The sequence below is a fragment of the Limimaricola variabilis genome, assembly GCF_034371605.1.
GTDB classification, from domain to species: domain Bacteria; phylum Pseudomonadota; class Alphaproteobacteria; order Rhodobacterales; family Rhodobacteraceae; genus Limimaricola; species Limimaricola variabilis.
Window position 1 is genome coordinate 1,175,726 of sequence record NZ_CP139691.1, and the last position, 16,544, is coordinate 1,192,269.

Here is a 16,544-nt window from a genome sequence, read left to right on the forward strand (position 1 = left end):
CACTTGAGTACAACATCTCCGTTCAGAGGGTCGTTGCTTGGAGAGCCAAGGAAGGTCAACTCGATCAGTTTTGGCGTGAGCTGGCCGATCACGTCAATCCATCCATGGGCCGGACGGCAATACTAGGCTTAGAAGGCAAGCACCATCACTGGACCGCGATAAATGAGGTTACACAGAACCGACTAAAGCTAGCGGATTCCGACAGTTTGACCCACCTCAACAAAGCTCATTGCAGCTTGGACGGTACTAGAACCCATCACCTATTTCCCACGCAGACGTATTTGTTAACTGCATGCCCTGTTGAGAGGTCTGATGTTTGAAGCTCATACCCCCGCCGACATTCATCAGGAGAAGGTCTTCGAAGCACATATCGTGAGTTGCCTGACCTCGAAGCAGGGCTATCTCGAACGCGATCCTGCTACAGACTATGACGTTGCCTACGCGCTGGACCGTGATCTGCTGTTCCGCTTCCTGCGGGACACCCAACCAGAGGCGTGGCAAACGCTAGTGGATCACTACAGCACGCAGGCCGAAGCAGAGGTTCTGAAGCGGCTGGAAAAGGCCTTGAAGGAGCAGCCTACCCATCAGGTGATGCGCCAAGGCATCAAGCTGGTTCCGAACATCAATATCAAGCTCTGCTACTTCAAGCCGGCGTCCAACCTGAACCCGGACCTGACCCGACTGTTCGAGGCCAATATCCTGTCGGTTATGCGGCAGGTGCGGTACTCCTCGAAGAACGCAAACGCCATCGACATCGTGACCTTCGTGAACGGTATTCCCGTCACCACGATGGAGGTGAAGAACCCGCTGACCGGGCAGACCTTCAAGCATGCCGAAGCCCAGTACCGCAAGGATCGCTCTCCTGCTGGTGAGCCACTTCTGACGTTCAAGCGCGGGGCTATCGTCCATTTCGCCGTGGATCCGGACAACGTGTCGATGACTACCCGGCTGATGAATGGCAAGACGCGCTTCCTGCCCTTTAATCGGGGACGGGAGGGCGGCGCCGGGAACCTGGATGTGCCGGACGAGAACCGCATTGCCTACCTCTACAAGGATCAGCCGGGGGCGAAGGCGGCCTTCTCGCGTGAAGTGTTGCTGGACCTCATCGGGCGGTTCATTCATTTGGAGCGGTCAGGCGGCAAGGAGGTGCTGATCTTCCCCCGGTTTCAGCAGTTGGATGCCGTTCGGCGTATTCTGTCCGATGCCAAGGCCACCGGCGCGGGACAGAACTACCTGATCCAGCACAGCGCAGGCTCGGGTAAGTCCAACACCATTGCTTGGACGGCTCACCAGATTATCAACCTGCACGACGAGGCTGACCGGCCCCTGTTCGATACGGCGATCATCGTCACTGACCGCTTGGTTCTGGACCGCCAGTTGCAGAACACGATCAGTGGGTTTGCCCAAACCGAAGGCGTGGTGAAGAAGATCGACGGCACCTCCCGTGACCTGAAACAGGCCATCGAGCAAGGCAAGCGGATCATCATCACCACCATCCAGAAGTTCGGTACCGAGCATCTGGCGACCATTTCGGGTCAGTCCTCAAAGAACTTCGCCGTGATCATCGACGAGGCGCATTCCTCGCAGTCCGGCAAGGCGGCACAGGCCATGAGCGACGCGCTGACACGGGAGAAGACCTCTTCCGAAGACATCGAGGACATGATCCTAGCTCATCAGGCCGCGAGAGGACCGCAGAAGAACATCTCTTTCCTCGCCTTCACGGCGACACCTCGGAACGTGACCTTGGAGCGGTTCGGACGTCTGGGGGGGGACGGCAACCCGCATCCGTTCCACCTCTACTCGATGCGTCAAGCCATCGAGGAAGGGTTCATCCTGGATGTCCTCCAGAACTACATGACCTATTCGGCCTACTACAAGCTGGAGAAGGCGATCGAGGAGGATCCTGCGTTCAAGGGCAAGAATGCGCAGAGGGCCGTCGCGAAATACGCTTCTCTTCACCCGTCTGCGATTGGGCAGAAGGTGGAGATCATCGTCGAACACTTCCGGCGTCATGTACGAGGCGAACTCGATGGTCAGGCCAAGGCCATGGTGGTCACGCAAAGCCGTGAACACGCATTCCGCTACTGGCAGCAGATCAAGACTTACATCGAGGAGAAGGGGTATTCCGACCTGAAGGCCTTGGTCGCGTTCTCGGGCGACCTGCGTGTCGATGACAACGACTGGACCGAGGCTGCAGCGAACGGCTTCCCCGAGACGGAGCTACCGCAGCGATTTGATACAGATGAGTATCAGGTGCTGGTCGTTGCCGAGAAATACCAAACTGGATTCGATCAGCCGAAGTTGGTCGCGATGTATGTCGACCGCAAGCTCGCTGGCCTGCAAGCGGTGCAGACCCTTGCCCGGCTGAATCGTACCTGCCCGGGGAAGAAGCGTACCTTTGTTCTCGATTTCCAGAACACGATGGAGGAGATCCGTGACGCCTTTGCGCCGTACTTTGAGGCCACAGAGCTGGAAGAGCGGACCGACCTCAATCAGATCTACGATCTCGAAAGCCGGATTTCGGCCTCCCCGTACACCATTCGCAGAGACGTGGAGCGTTTTGCCGATACGTTCTTCAGGGGCAACCTCAGTGGCCAAGACCGGGTTCGCCTGGAAGGCTTGGTGAAGGAGGCTGTGGGACGTTTTGAGGTCGATGACGATGAGGCACAGCAGGAGGAGTTCAGGCAGCTCCTTCGCAGCTACATACGCTTCTACTCGTTCGTAGCTCAGATCGTGGCCTTGGGTGATCCGTGGCTTGAGAAGCTGTTTGCCTACGTCTCATGGCTTTCCCGCTTGCTGCCGTCCCGGGAAGTCCCCGCAGACATCGCAGTCACGGAGGATATGCTGCAGCTATCGGCATTCCGTGTGCAGAAAGGGGCTGAAGGGTCTGCCTCCTTGCAAGCGGACGATACCAAAAAGCTGTCCGCGATCACGGAATTTGGCGCTAACCGGTACACGGAAGAGGAAGAGCGGTCGCTGTCCGAGATCATCGACTCCTTCAACGAGCGGCACGGGACCAACTTCTCGCGGGACGACTTCCTCCGGTTCGAACGCGTAAATCGCGAGATCATGGACGATGAGATGACGGATATGATGAGGAACAACCCGGCGGATGTCGTCTACGGGACATTCGAACGTGCCTTCTTCCAAGGAATGGTTCGGATGTTCCAGAAGGACAACGAGATGCGCAGCGCCGTAATGACCGACAAGGACGCGCGTGACCAAGCCACACGGCACTTCTTCAACAGAGCGATGCGAATGGCTACCGAGAGCCGGGTTTGAGCCACGGGATGATCTCGGTGGGGCATTTCTCGTTGGAGCGTGCCGTCCGGCTCCTCGTGAATGGCGATCCGGAGATCGAAGGATCAGGGTGGGCGGGGGTTAGTGATCCCCATGTGGAGGAAGTCTTCCGTGAAGAAGCCCCTTAGCCGGACAAGAAGCTATATATATACTAATAGCACTTTGTCCGCGTAACGGGGCTATACCCCCCGGGCCAAGGTTACAGGTCAAGGGTACACGGAGCCGGCTCCCCCCTCTGTTCTGGGTGTTCGTCAACTGTGCCGGTTGGCTCTTCGACGGCGCCATGCGGACCGATGCCCCGCCACGACTGAGCAAGTTGACAACCTTCAGACCTCTTCGCCGGTCGGGGCTGTACACGATATCCCATACCCCCTGGGGTGGCACTCGCCCCCCCACCGCCCAGCGCAGCCACGGAGAGCCTCGCAGTGAATCGCACAGCGCCATCTTGGCCTTGGAAGGGTAACCCACTCCCGAACCACGAGATGACTCTCCACGGCCCTCTCAAGACTCCTGACGAGACGTAGCGATCATGCTCGCCTCCGGTACCAGCAGGCCCTTCCTGAGCTGCCGTTAGCCAAAGCTACGCCACCGGCCAGCCGTAGTACAAACCGTAGTACAGACCGTGCCTGTTGACCGCCTAGCGCGAGTACGGATACCCCTTGTTTTGCTGGGGCGTACAGCGACGGAAGTGCCTGCAACGGGAACAAAACTCCCTCTGCCGGCACCAGACATCGGAACATCATGAAGCGTAATCGACCCGCGGGGGCACCCATCGCGCGCTCGCAGCCGTGCGCCGTGCCCTTCAGCGGTTCGCGCGCGCCAGAAGTCCGACCGCCACCAGCCCGACGGCAGTGATCATCAGCGCGGCCGGGGCGGCCTCGGCGATGTTCTCGAGACTGGCCTTGGCATGCACCCGGGTCGCCAGCGTGTCGTAGCCGAAGGGCCGCAGCAGCAGCGTCGCGGGCAGCTCCTTCATGCAGTCGACGAAGACCAGCAGCAGCGCCGAGCCGACGCTGGCGCGGATCAGGGGCACGTGAACCCGGCGCAGCGTGCCGCCGGCGCTCTGCCCCAAGGACCGCGCCGCCATCGGCAGGCTGGGCGAGACCCGGCCCAGCGCCGCGTCCGCGGTGCCCTGCGCGATGGCGAAAAACCGCACGCAATAGGCCAGCACCAGCGCCGCCGCCGTGCCGGTCAGAAGCAGCCCTGGATCGTGACCGGTCAGCGCCAGCACCGCATCGGCCAGCGCGTTGTCGAAGCCCGCCAGCGGGATCAGGATGCCGATGCCCAGCACCGCCCCCGGCGCGGCATAGCCGATCGCGGTTACCGGCAGGAGCAGCACCGGCAGGCGATGCCCGGAGAGCCGGGTGCCATAGACCATGAACAGCCCGGCCAGCACGGTGACGAAGGCCGCGATGCCGCCGGTGGTGAGCGTGTGGAACAGCGCCCGGCTCAGCCCCGGCGCGACCCATTCGCGCGCGTCAAAGGCATGGCTCGCCAGCACCGCGACCGGCAGCACGAAGCCCATCAGGAACGGCGCCAGACAGGCGGCGAAGGCCAGCGCCCCCTGCCTGCCCGTGAGCCGCACCGGCGTCACCGGCCGGGGCTGTCGCGCCGAGCCGAAGAAGCGCGAGCGGCGGCGGCTCAGCTTCTCAAGCGTCACCAGAAAGACGATCATCGCCAGCACCAGCGTCGCGATCTGCGCCGCGCCGCCGAGATTGCCGGCCTGCAGCCAGACGCTGAAGATCCCGGTGGTCAGGGTCTGGACGGCGAAGTAGTCGACCACGCCGAAATCGTTCACCGTCTCCATCATCACCACCGCCACGCCCGCGGCGATGGCGGGGCGGACCAGTGGCAGTCCGACCCGGAAGAACCGCCCCCAAGGGCCGACGCCCAGCGCGCGGGCCACTTCGAAGCCGGCACCGGACTGCTCGCGCAGCGCCGCGCGGGCCAGCAGATAGACATAGGGGTAGAGCGCCGCCGACAGCACCACGATCGCCGCCCCACGCGACCGGATCTGCGGAAAGGCATAGTCGCGCGCATCCTGCCAGCCCATCAGCGCCCGCAGACCGGTCTGGACCGGCCCGGCATATTCGAGGAAGTCGACCAATGCGTAGGCCCCGACATAGGCCGGCACCGCGAGCGGCAGCAGCAGCGCCCATTGCAGCCAGCCATGGCCGGGAAACCGGTACATCACCACCAGCCAGGCCGCGCCCGCCCCGGTGGCGGCGGTGATTGCCCCGACCGCCAGCATCAGCAGGACGGTGTTGCCGAGGTAGCGCGGCAGCGTCGTCGACAGCAGGTGCGGCCAGATGTTGTCGTCGGGATGGAAGGCCAGCCAGATCACCGACAGCACCGGCAGCAGCACCAGCGCCGCGATCAGAACGGCGCCGACCGACCAGGGGTCGGGGCGGCTAAACCGTGCAAGCGGACTTGTCTGACTGGTTTTATCGGACATGGGGGCCGCGGTAGCTCAAAGCTGTTTCGCTGTCCAGATAACAGACTATAAAGGATCGGATACGGCCGCCCGACCTCCCCGGTCTTGGCCAGGGCCGGACACGAACAGACCCGCTCCGGGCGGGTGGAAGGACCATACGCGCATGGACATCGCCTTTCACATCGGCGCCAACTGCACCGATGAGGACCGCCTGCTCAGATCGGTGACCAAGAACCTGCCCACCCTCGCGGGGCGCGGCACAAGGGTGCCCAACCCGGCGCGCTACCGGCGGCTTTTGCGCGAGACGATCCAGCATCTGCGCGGCGGCTCGCCCGAGCCGGACACCCGCGACGTGCTGATCGATGCGATCCTCGACCATGGCGAGACCACCGAGCGCCTGGTGCTCGGCAACCCGGCCTTCATCTGCACGCCGGCCCGGATCTGTGAGGCGGGGTGCTTTCACGAGCTGGCGGGCTTCAAGGCGCGCTCGCTCGCGGCGCTGTTTCCCGAGGACCGGATCGAGATGTTCCTCGGCATCCGCAACCCCGCGAGCTTCCTGCCGGCCTGCTGGGAGCAGGCGCGCGGCCGCGGCTTCGACGAGTTCATGGCCGGGCTCGACCCCAGAACGATCCTGTGGTCGGACGTTGTGTTCCGGCTGCGACAGGCGGCGCCGGAGGTGCGGCTGACGGTTTGGTGCGACGAGGATTCGGCGTTGATCTGGCCCGAGCTGGTGCGGGCACTGGCCGGGCTTGACGAGGATGCCCCGGTCGAGGGCGGGCTCGATCTGGTGGACGAGATCATGCGCCCCGAAGGTGCTGCACGGCTACGCGACTACCTCGCTTCGCATCCACCGGCCAATGCTGCCCAGCAGCGCAGGGTGGTCTCGGCTTTTCTGGACAAATACGCCCGCGCCGAGGCGGTCGAGACCGAGATCGACCTGCCGGGGTGGGACACGGCGCTGCTGGCCGACCTCACCGCGATCTACGAGGCGGACCTGCAGCGGATCGCGGCGATGGAGGGGGTGCGGTTTCTCGCCGCCTGAGCGGCGAGAAGTCTCAGCTCATTCCGAGCGCGGCCTTGTACATGTCGAGCACCGCCTCTTCCTCGGCGATGTCGTCGGGCTCGCGCTTGCGCAGGGCGATCACCTTGCGCAGGATCTTGGTGTCGTAGCCGCGCCCCTTGGCCTCGGCCATCACTTCCTTGATCTGCTCGGCGATGTCCTTCTTTTCGGCTTCGAGATGCTCGACGCGCTCGATGAACTGGCGCAGCTCCTCGCCGGCCGCGTTGCTCTGCACATCGATCACGGACGCGTCGCTCATGTCTCTCTCCTGTCGGGGCGGGTGTCGGGCCCCTTCCCTATCGCCCGGCAGGGGCGGCATCAAGCGCCCCGCGCCATGCATCCCGGCGGCAGGCGGGCTTGTGCCGCGTCGTCCGCAGGGCTAGTCCGGCAGCGAACGCGGATCAGCCGGGAGAACGGGCATGGAGATCGTCATCTGGATCGGCGCGGCGATCACGGCCGCGGGTTTCGCCGCGATCCTGTGGAGCTTGCTGGCGGTGCTGCGGCTCCGGCGTCAGGGCCTCGAGGATGCGGAGATGCGGGCCCGGCTGGCGCGGGTCGTGCCGCTCAACATCGGGGCGCTGATGCTGTCGATGCTGGGACTGATGATGGTGGTGGTCGGCATCATCCTGTCCTGACCTCGGGCACGCGGCCGCGCCTGAGCGCCGCGTCGAGATCACCATCGGCCTGCGCCGCCGCGCGCAGCAGCGGCGTTACCTCGAAGACCGGGTCTTCGTCGGCCCATCCCTGCATCCGCGCGACCAGCGATGCGATGCCAAGCACCCTCGATTCGTGGAAGGGGCCGCCCGAGAGGCGGGACCAGCCCAGCCCGTGCACCGCCAGCGCGTCGAGATCCGCGCTGCGGGCCACCCGGCCCGCCGCCAGCAGCCGCGCGCCCTGCGCCAGCAGAGCGGCCCGAAGACGCTCGCCGGTCCTGCCCTCGCTGCCGCGCGCCAGCGCCGCCAGAAGCCCGCGGCCCTGCGCGGTCGGGACCGGCCCTTCCGGCCCGCGCTCCAGCAAGGTTCCCGTGACGCGGCGCTCCGCGAAATAGACGTGCCGCAAGGCCGCGAATTGCGGATCGGCGAGGGCGTCGCGATGCGCCGTCCGCTCGAAGCGCAACGCCGAGGCCGCGGGCAGCAGCAGCGCCGCTTCGATGCAGTCGATCACCCGCGCCGCGCTGCGCAACGGTGCATCGTGCAGCGCCCGCCTGCGTCGGCGCAGCGCGTCGAGCCAGCCGACCCCGTCGGCCATGTGTTCGCGCCGCCCGGCGACCGGACGGGGCCGGATCCCGGCCCCGGCTAGTTGGGCGGCCAGTTCGTGCGCGGCCGCAACCGGATCTTCGCCGACCACGCCGTCGATCGCCCCGGCCCGGCGCGCCGCCTCGGCCGACACCGAACGGCCGCTCAGCAGCAGGTCGAGCGCTGCCTCGGCCCCGCAGAGCGCCGCGAGACGCTGGCCGCCCCCGGCGCCGGGCGGCAGGCCGAGCACGATGTCGGGCAGCCCGAACCGCGCGCCGGGGGCGGCCAGCCGGTAATGCGCCGCCAGCGCCAGCTCGGCGCCGCCGCCGATCGCGCTTCCCGAAAGCGCCGCCACCACCGGAACGGGCAGTCGCTCGATCCTGCGGTAGATCCGGTGCAAGGGAGGGGCGTCGCTCGCAGCATCGAGCTCGCGCAGGTCGAGGCCAACCGAGAACACGCCGTTTTCCGCGGCCAGCACCACACCGCGCGGCGTGTTCTGGCCACCGGAAGCTGAGATATCCGCCTCGATCCGGTCCAGCGCGGCGGAGAGCGCGCTGCGGGTCGCGGCGCCGAGCGCGTTGCCGGGCCCATGGTCGAGCGTCACTTCGACGATCCCGTCCGCGATCCGCGTCCTGACCGGCCCGTCCTCCATCGCCATCCCCTTGCACGCTGCCCCTGCGGGACCATGATCGGCGCCGCGCGGCCCCGGCGCAAGGCCCGGCGCAGCCATGAGGAGAGATCGTTGACCGCCGCGCAACGCCGCTTTACGCGCGCGAAGCCGCAGGCTAATCATCGGCCATGGATATTCGCCGCATCAGCCCCGACTACGCCGTCAGCCCGCAGATCGCGCCGGAGGACGTTCCCGCCATCGCCGAAGCCGGTTTCACCACCGTGCTGTGCAACCGCCCCGACGAGGAGGTGCCCAGCGAGCTTTCGGCCGAAACGCTGCGCATCGCCGCAGAGGCCGCCGGGCTGCGCTTCGCGGTCAATTCGGTGACGCATCAGGGCCTGAACCGCGAGACGGTGGACCGCCAGATGCAGGTGCTCGAGGCCTCGGACGGCCCCGTGCTGGCCTATTGCGCCTCCGGCACCCGCTCCTCGATCGTCTGGTCGCTGGGCCAGGTCGGCCGGATGGAAACCGACGACATCATCGCCGCCACCGCCAAGGCCGGCTATGATCTCGAGCGGCTGCGGCCGCAGCTCGAAGCGCTGCGCGAGCCGTCCGAAGACGACGAACCCGGCGCCGACTGAACCGCGTCGCCCCCCGGTCGGGACGGTATCTCGATCGGTGACGAAGGCCGAATTTCGGGCGCGGCGAGCCGTATCGCCCGAAGTCCTGCCTGCTGACCCAGCCGGACCGAGGCGATCCGGTGCCCCTGCCCGTCCTCCAACGCGACCGCGGTCAGGTCGACGCCGGGCAGCGGCACCTTTTCACCGATCGCAAAGCTGCCGATTTCGGCGGCAGGTACCTGCATCCGGTGCAGCACCACCTGTAGCTCCGCCGGCGCCTGCAACACGGCGCCGCGCAGCGCCTCCGCCCAGCGAACCTGCGGCGCCTCGGCAAGCGGGACGGCAGGACGTGGCAGCGCCAGCATCAGCCCGCCGAAGCGTCCGCTTCCGGGGCCGATTTCCAGATCGAAATACAACAGATCGTACTCCGCCTCCTGCAGGAGCAGCCCGGCCGCGCGCGCGTCCGAGAGCCGGGCACCGGGCCGAAGTTCAAGCGGACGGGCCTGCTCGTCATCCTCCAGCGCCGTCAGCCGGTCGAGCAGCCCTTGCAGCAACGGCGCCATCATCGCCGCCTCGGTTCCGGTGATCGGCTGGGATGGCGCCGGAGAGGCGCGCGGCGCACCGAGTGTTTGGGCCTCGACCACCGCCGCGCGGAGCTGCGGGTCGATCGCGGCCAGCCCCGTGGCTGCGCCGCCCGGCCCGATGGCGACCAGCAACGCGTCGGAGTCAAGTTCGGCGACCAGCGCTTCGCGGTCGCGGCGCTTCCGCTGCAGGCCTCGGATGCCGAGCGGCAGGCCGATCGTTTCCTGCGCCGCGCGGGCCAGGGCCAGCCTCTCCGGGCCGCCGGGAAGGCGCGGCGCGGCGCGGCGCGTCTCGCCGCCCAGCAGGCGGCGCAGCAAATGCTCCTGGGTCATCGCGGTCATCCTGTCCCGTCGCGGCGGCCAAGGCGGCCCGTCCCGATCCCGGATCTAGCCCGATGCCGGTTGCGCAATCGCTAACGCCATGTCGGCGCGCGGCAGTTCGACCCGGAAAGTCGTGCCGCCCGAGCCCGGCAGGTGCCGAATGGCGCCGCCCAAGCGGGTCATGATCTCGCGGCAGATCGCGAGTCCCAGCCCGGCACCACCGGACTTGTGCGGATCGCCCAGCCGCGAGAATTTTTCAAAGATCACCCGGCCCTGCTCTGCCGGGATGCCGGAACCGTTGTCGATGAAATCGACGGCGTTGAGATCGGGCCGCCATTCGATCCGCAGCTCGGGGCGCGGCGCGTCGCAGTATTTCCGGGCATTTGTGACGAGGTTGATGAAGACCTGCGCCAACCGGTCCGGGTCGGTCTCGATCTCGACTGCCTCGGCCGCGCGGTCGCGCACCAGCCGCAGCGCCTCGGGCTCGACCAACGCCGCGGCCAGCGCCCGGTCGATCACCTTGCCGAGCTCGACCCGCCGCCAATCCAGCCGGCCCTGCCCCGCTTCGAGCACCGACAGGTCGAGCAGATCGTCGAGCAGCCGTGTCAGCCGCGCCGCCTCGTCGCCGATGATCGACGCGAAGCGGTGCCGCTCCTCTTCCTTGAGCCCGCCCTCGCGCAGGATTTCCGCAAAGGCGCGGATCGAGGTCATCGGCGTGCGCAGCTCATGGCTCACCTGGCTGAGAAAGCCGTCCTTCTGGACCGACAGCGCGGTGAGCTGGGCGTTTGCGTCGCGCAGCGCCAGCGCGGTCCGTTCCAACTCGGCCGATTTCTGCTCCAGCCGGCCGGAATACTCGACGATCTGCGCGGTCTCGTCGGCCACGGCGATCAGCTCTTCGACGGTGACGCTGACGCCGCCTGTCAGCTGGCCGATCATGGCATGCGCGGTGGCCGCCCCGACCGAGCCTGCGAGCTCGCGCTCGAGGCCGCGAATGAAGTCGGGCGTCACCTCAGGCAACGCGCCGGGGCGGCCCTGGACCCGCGCCGCGCGGGCAAAGATCGCCTGCGCCTCTGTTGCGCCCAGGATCCGCTGCGCCATCACCAGGAGCGTCTCTGCATCGGCCCCGCCGCGCGACCAGGGGCCCGGGCCGCCGGACTGATCGAACACGCCGACGAACTGCGCGCCCTGAAGCCGCTCCACCGGGCCGGGAAAGCTCATCAGCGACACCGCGACGAAGGCCCCCGCGTTGAGCGCCAGGGACCACAGCGCCGCGTGCAGCACCGGGTCGAGACCGCCGGTGCCGAGCAGCGCCTGCGGCCGCAGCCATTCCAATCCGAACGGCCCCTCCGCCAGCACCTGCGCCGAGATCGCCCCGCCGCCGCCGACGCTGGGCAGGAACATGGTCCACAGCCAGACCGCGAAGCCGATCACCAGCCCCGCCGCCGCGCCGGAGCGGGTGGCCCCGCGCCAGAACAGCCCACCCAGCAGCGCAGGAAGCACCTGCACCACGCCGACGAAGGCCACGAGCCCGATCGCCGCCAGCGCGGTACCGCCGCCCGACAAACGGAAATAGAGATAGCCGAAGCCCAGCACGCCGATGATCGAGACCCGGCGCGCCGTCAGCACCACCGCTCGCACGTCGCCCGACATCACCGCGCCAGGCACCCGCGCCCGCAGCCATAGCGGCACGACGATGTGGTTCGACACCATGGTCGCGAGCGCGATCGTGGCGACCATCACCATCGACGCGGCCGAGGAGAAGCCGCCCAGGAACGCCCAGGCGGCCAAGCCGTCGCGCCCTTCGGACAATGGCAGGGTAAGGACGAACATGTCCGGGTTGCCGGTGGGCAGGCGCTCCAGCCCCATCACCGCGATCGGCACGACGAACAGGCTCATCAGGAGCAGATAGAGGGGAAAGGCCCAGCTGGCGGTCCCCAGATGCGCCTCGTCGGCATTCTCGACGACCAGCACCTGAAACATGCGCGGCAGGCACAACAGCGCCGCCGCCGACAGCAGGGTGAAGCCGATCCAGCGCCCACCGGACTGCTCCCAGGCGGCGATGGGCGAAGCGTCGATCCGCGCCAGCATCTCGGCCGGGCCACCGCCCAGCTCCCACACGACGAAGACACCGATCGCCAGCAGCGCGCCGAGCTTGACCACCGCCTCGACCGCGATGGCCATGACGATCCCGTGGTGGCGTTCATTGGCGTCGAGGTTGCGGGTGCCGAACAGGATCGTGAAGAGCGCCAGCCCGGCCGCCGACCAGAGCGCCACGGCCCCGCCGTCGGGCGAGGCTCCGGCGCCGGGGCGGGCGAAGACCTCGAGCGACTGGGCGATGGATTGCAGCTGCAGCGCGATGTAGGGCGTGACACCGACCACGGCGAGCAGCGTGACGATCACGCCCAAGAGCGTCGACTTGCCGTAGCGCGAGGAGATCAGGTCGGCGATCGAGGTGATCCGTTGCGCACGGCCCACTCGCACCAGCTTGCGCAGGAGCCACCACCAGCCCAGCATGACCAGGCTCGGACCGAGATAGATGGTCAGATATTCGAGACCTGAGCGCGCCGCGTAGCCAACCGCGCCGTAGAAGGTCCAGGCGGTGCAGTAGATCGACAGCGACAGCGTGTAGGTCCAGGGGCTGCGCAGCCAGCCATCGCGCCCGGTCGCGGCGCGCCGCTCGGCCGCGAAGGCGACGCCGAACAGGAACACCACATAGACCAGCGCGATGCCGATCAGGCCGTTGAAGCCCAGCATTCAGTCCTCCGGCCCGGCCCGCCGCAGGGCGCGCGCCAGCAGCCAGGCCCCTACCAGGCTCAGCGCCCATGTGGCGAAGAGATAGACCAGCACCAGCGACAGCGGCGTCTCGCCACGCGGCCACAGCAGCGGCAACCCCCACAAGAACCCCGCCACATAGGGCACCAGGCGCGCCGCGTCGTGGAGCCGTCGACGTCGGTAGGAGGCACGGGCCAGAAAGACCGGCCGGCGCGATGGCGGCTCAGCCCCCGGCAAGATCCCGCACCCGGTCGAGCACTTCGGCGTTGGAGAAGGGCTTGGTCATGAAATGGGTCGCGCCCAGGCTCAGGGCGAGCTCGCGGTCACGTGCCTGACCGCGCGCGGTCAGCATCATCACCGGCAGATCGCGGGTGGCCGCATCCTGGCGCAGTTCCTGCAGAATGTCGAAGCCCGACCGCCCTGGCAGCATCGCGTCGAGGATCACTAGCTCGGGTGGATGCGCACGCACCCGTTCGACCGCGCTGGCGCCGTCGGAATGGGTGTGCACCGTCCAGCCGGCTCGCGACAGGATGAAGCTGACCGCCTCGATGATGTTCGGCTCGTCCTCGATCAGCAGGACACGTCTGGCCATCCGTTCCTCCTCCGCCGGCTCCCTCCCCCGGGAGCCACGGCCGCGACGTCACTATCGCCGCGCCGCGCGATACTGTCAAAGCGCATCGGACCGTACCGGCACCAACGGTGGCTCGCGCCGCGCCGGGCAAGCGTCACGCGGGCAGAGCCGGCAGCCGGGACCGACCTCGCGCCTCGGCACGGCGCCGGAGCTCTCTGCCCCGCCCTCCTCGCGCAGCATCAGCATCGCTGCGCGCGGCCGCGCAGGCCCGGCCCAATCCGGCCCCGTCTCGATCCAGCCGACGGCGTGGCACAGCACCACCGCGCCGCTCTCGCCCGGCATCACGGCGCGCACCCGCAGCGGGCGGCCCGGCTGCGACAGCGCCTCGTAGAGCGGCCAGAGCGGACAGGCGGCCGCGCCGCGCGACAGGGTCAAACCGTCGAGCGCCCGGCGCGGGCTCAGCGCGCCGCCTGCGTCGCAGGCCACGAAGCCGACCTGCGCCGGCCCGGCCCCCGGCGGCAGAGTCGCCAGCCGACGCAGCAGCCGCGGCAAATCACAGCCGAGTCGCGCCGCGACCCCCAGCGGATCCGCAGCTTCGCGCCAGGCCTGCGCCAACTGATCGAGCGGCAATGCTTGTGCATCGGCGCGGTAGGTCACCAGCCAGCGGCGCAGCACCTCGCGCGCTGCCGGGTCGAGGTCGGGCGCGCCCATCGCGACCTCCTCCGGCGACAGCGCCGGGTTAGGGCCTTCGAGCGCGGCGACGTGGTGGCCCATGCGGTCGAGGAACCGCTCGACCCGGTCGAGCGGGGTCAGCGCCGCGTCGCTGGTGCCGGGGGCCTCGAGAAAACCGGCGAGTCTGCGGCTGCTCTCGGCCAGCCGCAGGCTCTCGGCGTGGATATTGCGGTGGAACCGGGCCTGCCAGTCGCGGTCGAGCGCCTCGCCGCCAGTGAGGATGGAGGCGGTTGAACGGATCGCGGTGGCGGCGGTGATCACCTGGTGCAGCGAGGCCGACAGCTCGGGGTCATGCGCCAGCCGGTCGCTCAGCCCCGCGACCTGCGCTTCCAGCGTTTCGATCCGCGCGGCCTGCGCCGCGATCAGCCCGGCCCAGCCGGGAAACCGCCCGGCCAGCACCTCGGCATCGGCCAGGGGCGCGTCGTGCTGCGCCGCCGCCGCCTCGAGGCGACCTACCAGCGCGCCATCGGCGCCTTGGGCAATCTGCGCCGGATCGAGATCAAGCACGCGGGCGATGGCGTTGAGCAACCGGCCCCCGATCCGGCGCCGGTCATGTTCGATCAGGTTGAGGTAGGAGGCCGAGATCCCGACCTCCTGCGCCAGCGCGGTCTGCGCCAGTCCAAGATCGAGCCGCCGCGCCCGGATCCGCGCCCCGGCGAGCCGCGCACCGCGCCTCTCAAGCCCCATGAAGCCCCCCGATACGCGCAGCCGGTGCCGCGCCGATGCTGCGCGCGCGAGAGAAATTGTTGACTGGTTTTCGGCGCGCCATGTTCAGAAATTTACAGGAAACTGGCGGCCCGCCAAGCATTTGTTGCTCGGTTTTCACCATTGCGTCGATACTTGCAAGGCACCGGAAGGTGTGGCGGCCAGCGGGAGCGGAGGAGGTTCCCGGCGGGTCGACCGATAATCCAGGGAGGAGACCACATGACACGACAGACCTTCTCGCGCCGCGGCTTGCTCAAGACCGGCGCGATGGGCGGTGCGGGGCTCGCGCTGCCCACGATCTTCACGTCACAGGCGCGCGCCTTCACCAACGCGCCCACCGGCTCGACCGTGACGCTCGGCTTCAACGTGCCGCTGACCGGCGCCTATGCCGACGAGGGCGCGGATGAGCTGCGGGCGCTCGAACTCGCCGTCGAGCATCTCAATGGCGGCGGCGATGGCGGCATGCTGCAGACCTTCTCGAGCCAGGCGCTCGACGGCACCGGCATCCTCGGCAAGAAGGTCGAATACGTCACCGGCGACGACCAGACCAAATCCGACGTCGCCCGCGCCACCGCCCAGTCGATGATCCAGAAGGACGGCGCGGTGATGATCACCGGTGGCTCGTCCTCGGGTACGGCGATCGCGGTTCAGGGCCTGTGCCAGGAAGCCGGCGTCATCTTCATGGCCGGTCTCACCCACTCCAACGACACCACCGGCAAGGACCGCAAGGCCAACGGCTTCCGCCACTTCTTCAACGCCTACATGTCGGCGCAGGCGCTGGCACCGGTGCTGCAGAACCTCTACGGCACCGACCGGCGCGCCTATCACCTGACCGCCGATTACACTTGGGGCTGGACCCAGGAGGAATCGATCGCGGCGGCGACCGAGGCGATGGGCTGGGAGACCACCGAGAAGGTACGCACGCCGCTCGGCGCGGGCGATTTCTCGTCCTACATCGCGCCGGTGCTGAATTCCGGCGCCGACATCCTCGTGCTCAACCATTACGGCGGGGACATGGTGAACTCGCTCACCCAGGCGGTGCAGTTCGGTCTGCGTGACCGGCAGGCCAACGGCAAGGACTTCCAGATCGTCGTGCCGCTCTACTCCGAGCTGATGGCGCGCGGCGCGGGCCAGGCGATCAAGGGCATTCCCGGCTCGCAGAACTGGGACTGGAAACTCGAGGACGCCGGCACCCAGGCCTTCGTGAAGAGCTTCGGCGAGAAGTACGGCTTCCCGCCCTCGCAGGCCGCGCATACCTGCTACGTGCAGACGCTGCTCTATGCGGACGCGGTGGCGCGGGCCGGCGACTTCAACCCCTGCGCGGTGGTCGAAGCGCTGGAGGGCTACGAGTTCGACGGGCTCGGCAACGGCCCGACGCTCTACCGCGCCGACGACCACCAGTGCTTCAAGGACGTGGTCGTGGTGAAGGGCGCCGAGAACCCGCAGGACGAGTTCCATCTCGTGGAGATCGTCGAGGTCACGCCGACCGAGCAGGTCACCTACGCGGCCGACCACCCGATGTTCGCCGGCGGCGCGCTGGGCGAGTGCAACCCGGGCGCCTGAGGCGTCACCACCTGAGACCGCCGGTCGCGCATGTCGCGAC

General features: G+C 67.7%; 13 protein-coding genes. 5 read left to right on the forward strand and 8 right to left on the reverse strand.

From position 1 onward, the window contains the following. Positions 1 to 312 precede the first annotated feature (312 nt). Positions 313 to 3,282 carry a type I restriction endonuclease subunit R gene (locus T8T21_RS05820; RefSeq protein ID WP_322337169.1) on the forward strand — a complete coding sequence of 990 codons (2,970 nt, stop codon included), beginning with the start codon at positions 313 to 315 and terminating at the stop codon, positions 3,280 to 3,282. Positions 3,283 to 4,102: 820 nt separating this feature from the next. Here T8T21_RS05820 and T8T21_RS05825 read toward each other — a convergent pair. Continuing rightward, a complete protein-coding gene (locus tag T8T21_RS05825) occupies positions 4,103 to 5,755 on the reverse strand; it encodes an ABC transporter permease (protein WP_322337170.1) in 1,653 nt (550 codons plus the stop codon). 142 nt (positions 5,756 to 5,897) lie between these two features. Here T8T21_RS05825 and T8T21_RS05830 point away from each other — a divergent pair, with 142 nt between their 5' ends. Beyond that, positions 5,898 to 6,776, forward strand: coding sequence for a hypothetical protein (locus tag T8T21_RS05830; protein ID WP_322337171.1), 879 nt, complete (start codon positions 5,898 to 5,900; stop codon positions 6,774 to 6,776). Between the two features lie 13 nt (positions 6,777 to 6,789). Here the strand turns inward: T8T21_RS05830 and T8T21_RS05835 are convergent, their stop codons facing one another. Beyond that, on the reverse strand, positions 6,790 to 7,053 hold the full coding sequence (locus T8T21_RS05835) for a DUF2312 domain-containing protein (RefSeq protein ID WP_183475353.1): 264 nt from the start codon (positions 7,051 to 7,053) through the stop codon (positions 6,790 to 6,792). 160 nt (positions 7,054 to 7,213) lie between these two features. On the opposite strand from T8T21_RS05835, the gene T8T21_RS05840 reads away from it, so the two are divergent. Further along, complete coding sequence (locus tag T8T21_RS05840; protein WP_183475352.1) at positions 7,214 to 7,429, forward strand: hypothetical protein; 216 nt, start codon at positions 7,214 to 7,216, stop codon at positions 7,427 to 7,429. Here the strand turns inward: T8T21_RS05840 and T8T21_RS05845 are convergent. Next, on the reverse strand, positions 7,416 to 8,681 hold the full coding sequence (locus T8T21_RS05845; protein WP_322337172.1) for an enoyl-CoA hydratase/isomerase family protein: 1,266 nt from the start codon (positions 8,679 to 8,681) through the stop codon (positions 7,416 to 7,418). The two genes, T8T21_RS05840 and T8T21_RS05845, sit on opposite strands and share 14 nt — an antisense overlap. Positions 8,682 to 8,827: 146 nt before the next feature. Between T8T21_RS05845 and T8T21_RS05850 the strand changes: the two genes are divergently transcribed. Then, positions 8,828 to 9,280, forward strand: a complete 453-nt coding sequence (locus tag T8T21_RS05850) for a TIGR01244 family sulfur transferase (RefSeq protein ID WP_322337173.1) — start codon at positions 8,828 to 8,830, stop codon at positions 9,278 to 9,280. Here the strand turns inward: T8T21_RS05850 and T8T21_RS05855 are convergent. From T8T21_RS05855 to T8T21_RS05875, 5 genes are all read right to left on the reverse strand, one after another. Further along, positions 9,202 to 10,173: a hypothetical protein gene (locus T8T21_RS05855; protein WP_322337174.1), complete on the reverse strand. Its 972-nt coding sequence runs from the start codon at positions 10,171 to 10,173 to the stop codon at positions 9,202 to 9,204. The genes T8T21_RS05850 and T8T21_RS05855 overlap by 79 nt on opposite strands. Positions 10,174 to 10,227: 54 nt before the next feature. Further along, positions 10,228 to 12,915: a sensor histidine kinase gene (locus T8T21_RS05860; RefSeq protein ID WP_322337175.1), complete on the reverse strand. Its 2,688-nt coding sequence runs from the start codon at positions 12,913 to 12,915 to the stop codon at positions 10,228 to 10,230. Next, positions 12,916 to 13,170, reverse strand: a complete 255-nt coding sequence (locus T8T21_RS05865; protein ID WP_183475347.1) for a hypothetical protein — start codon at positions 13,168 to 13,170, stop codon at positions 12,916 to 12,918. Next, positions 13,157 to 13,525, reverse strand: coding sequence for a response regulator transcription factor (locus tag T8T21_RS05870; protein ID WP_183475346.1), 369 nt, complete (start codon positions 13,523 to 13,525; stop codon positions 13,157 to 13,159). Before T8T21_RS05870 ends, T8T21_RS05865 begins: the two co-directional genes overlap by 14 nt. A gap of 75 nt (positions 13,526 to 13,600) precedes the next feature. Continuing rightward, complete coding sequence (locus T8T21_RS05875) at positions 13,601 to 14,923, reverse strand: short-chain fatty acyl-CoA regulator family protein (protein WP_322337176.1); 1,323 nt, start codon at positions 14,921 to 14,923, stop codon at positions 13,601 to 13,603. 237 nt (positions 14,924 to 15,160) lie between these two features. On the opposite strand from T8T21_RS05875, the gene T8T21_RS05880 reads away from it, so the two are divergent. Beyond that, positions 15,161 to 16,504: a substrate-binding protein gene (locus tag T8T21_RS05880; protein ID WP_322337177.1), complete on the forward strand. Its 1,344-nt coding sequence runs from the start codon at positions 15,161 to 15,163 to the stop codon at positions 16,502 to 16,504. Positions 16,505 to 16,544 lie beyond the last annotated feature (40 nt).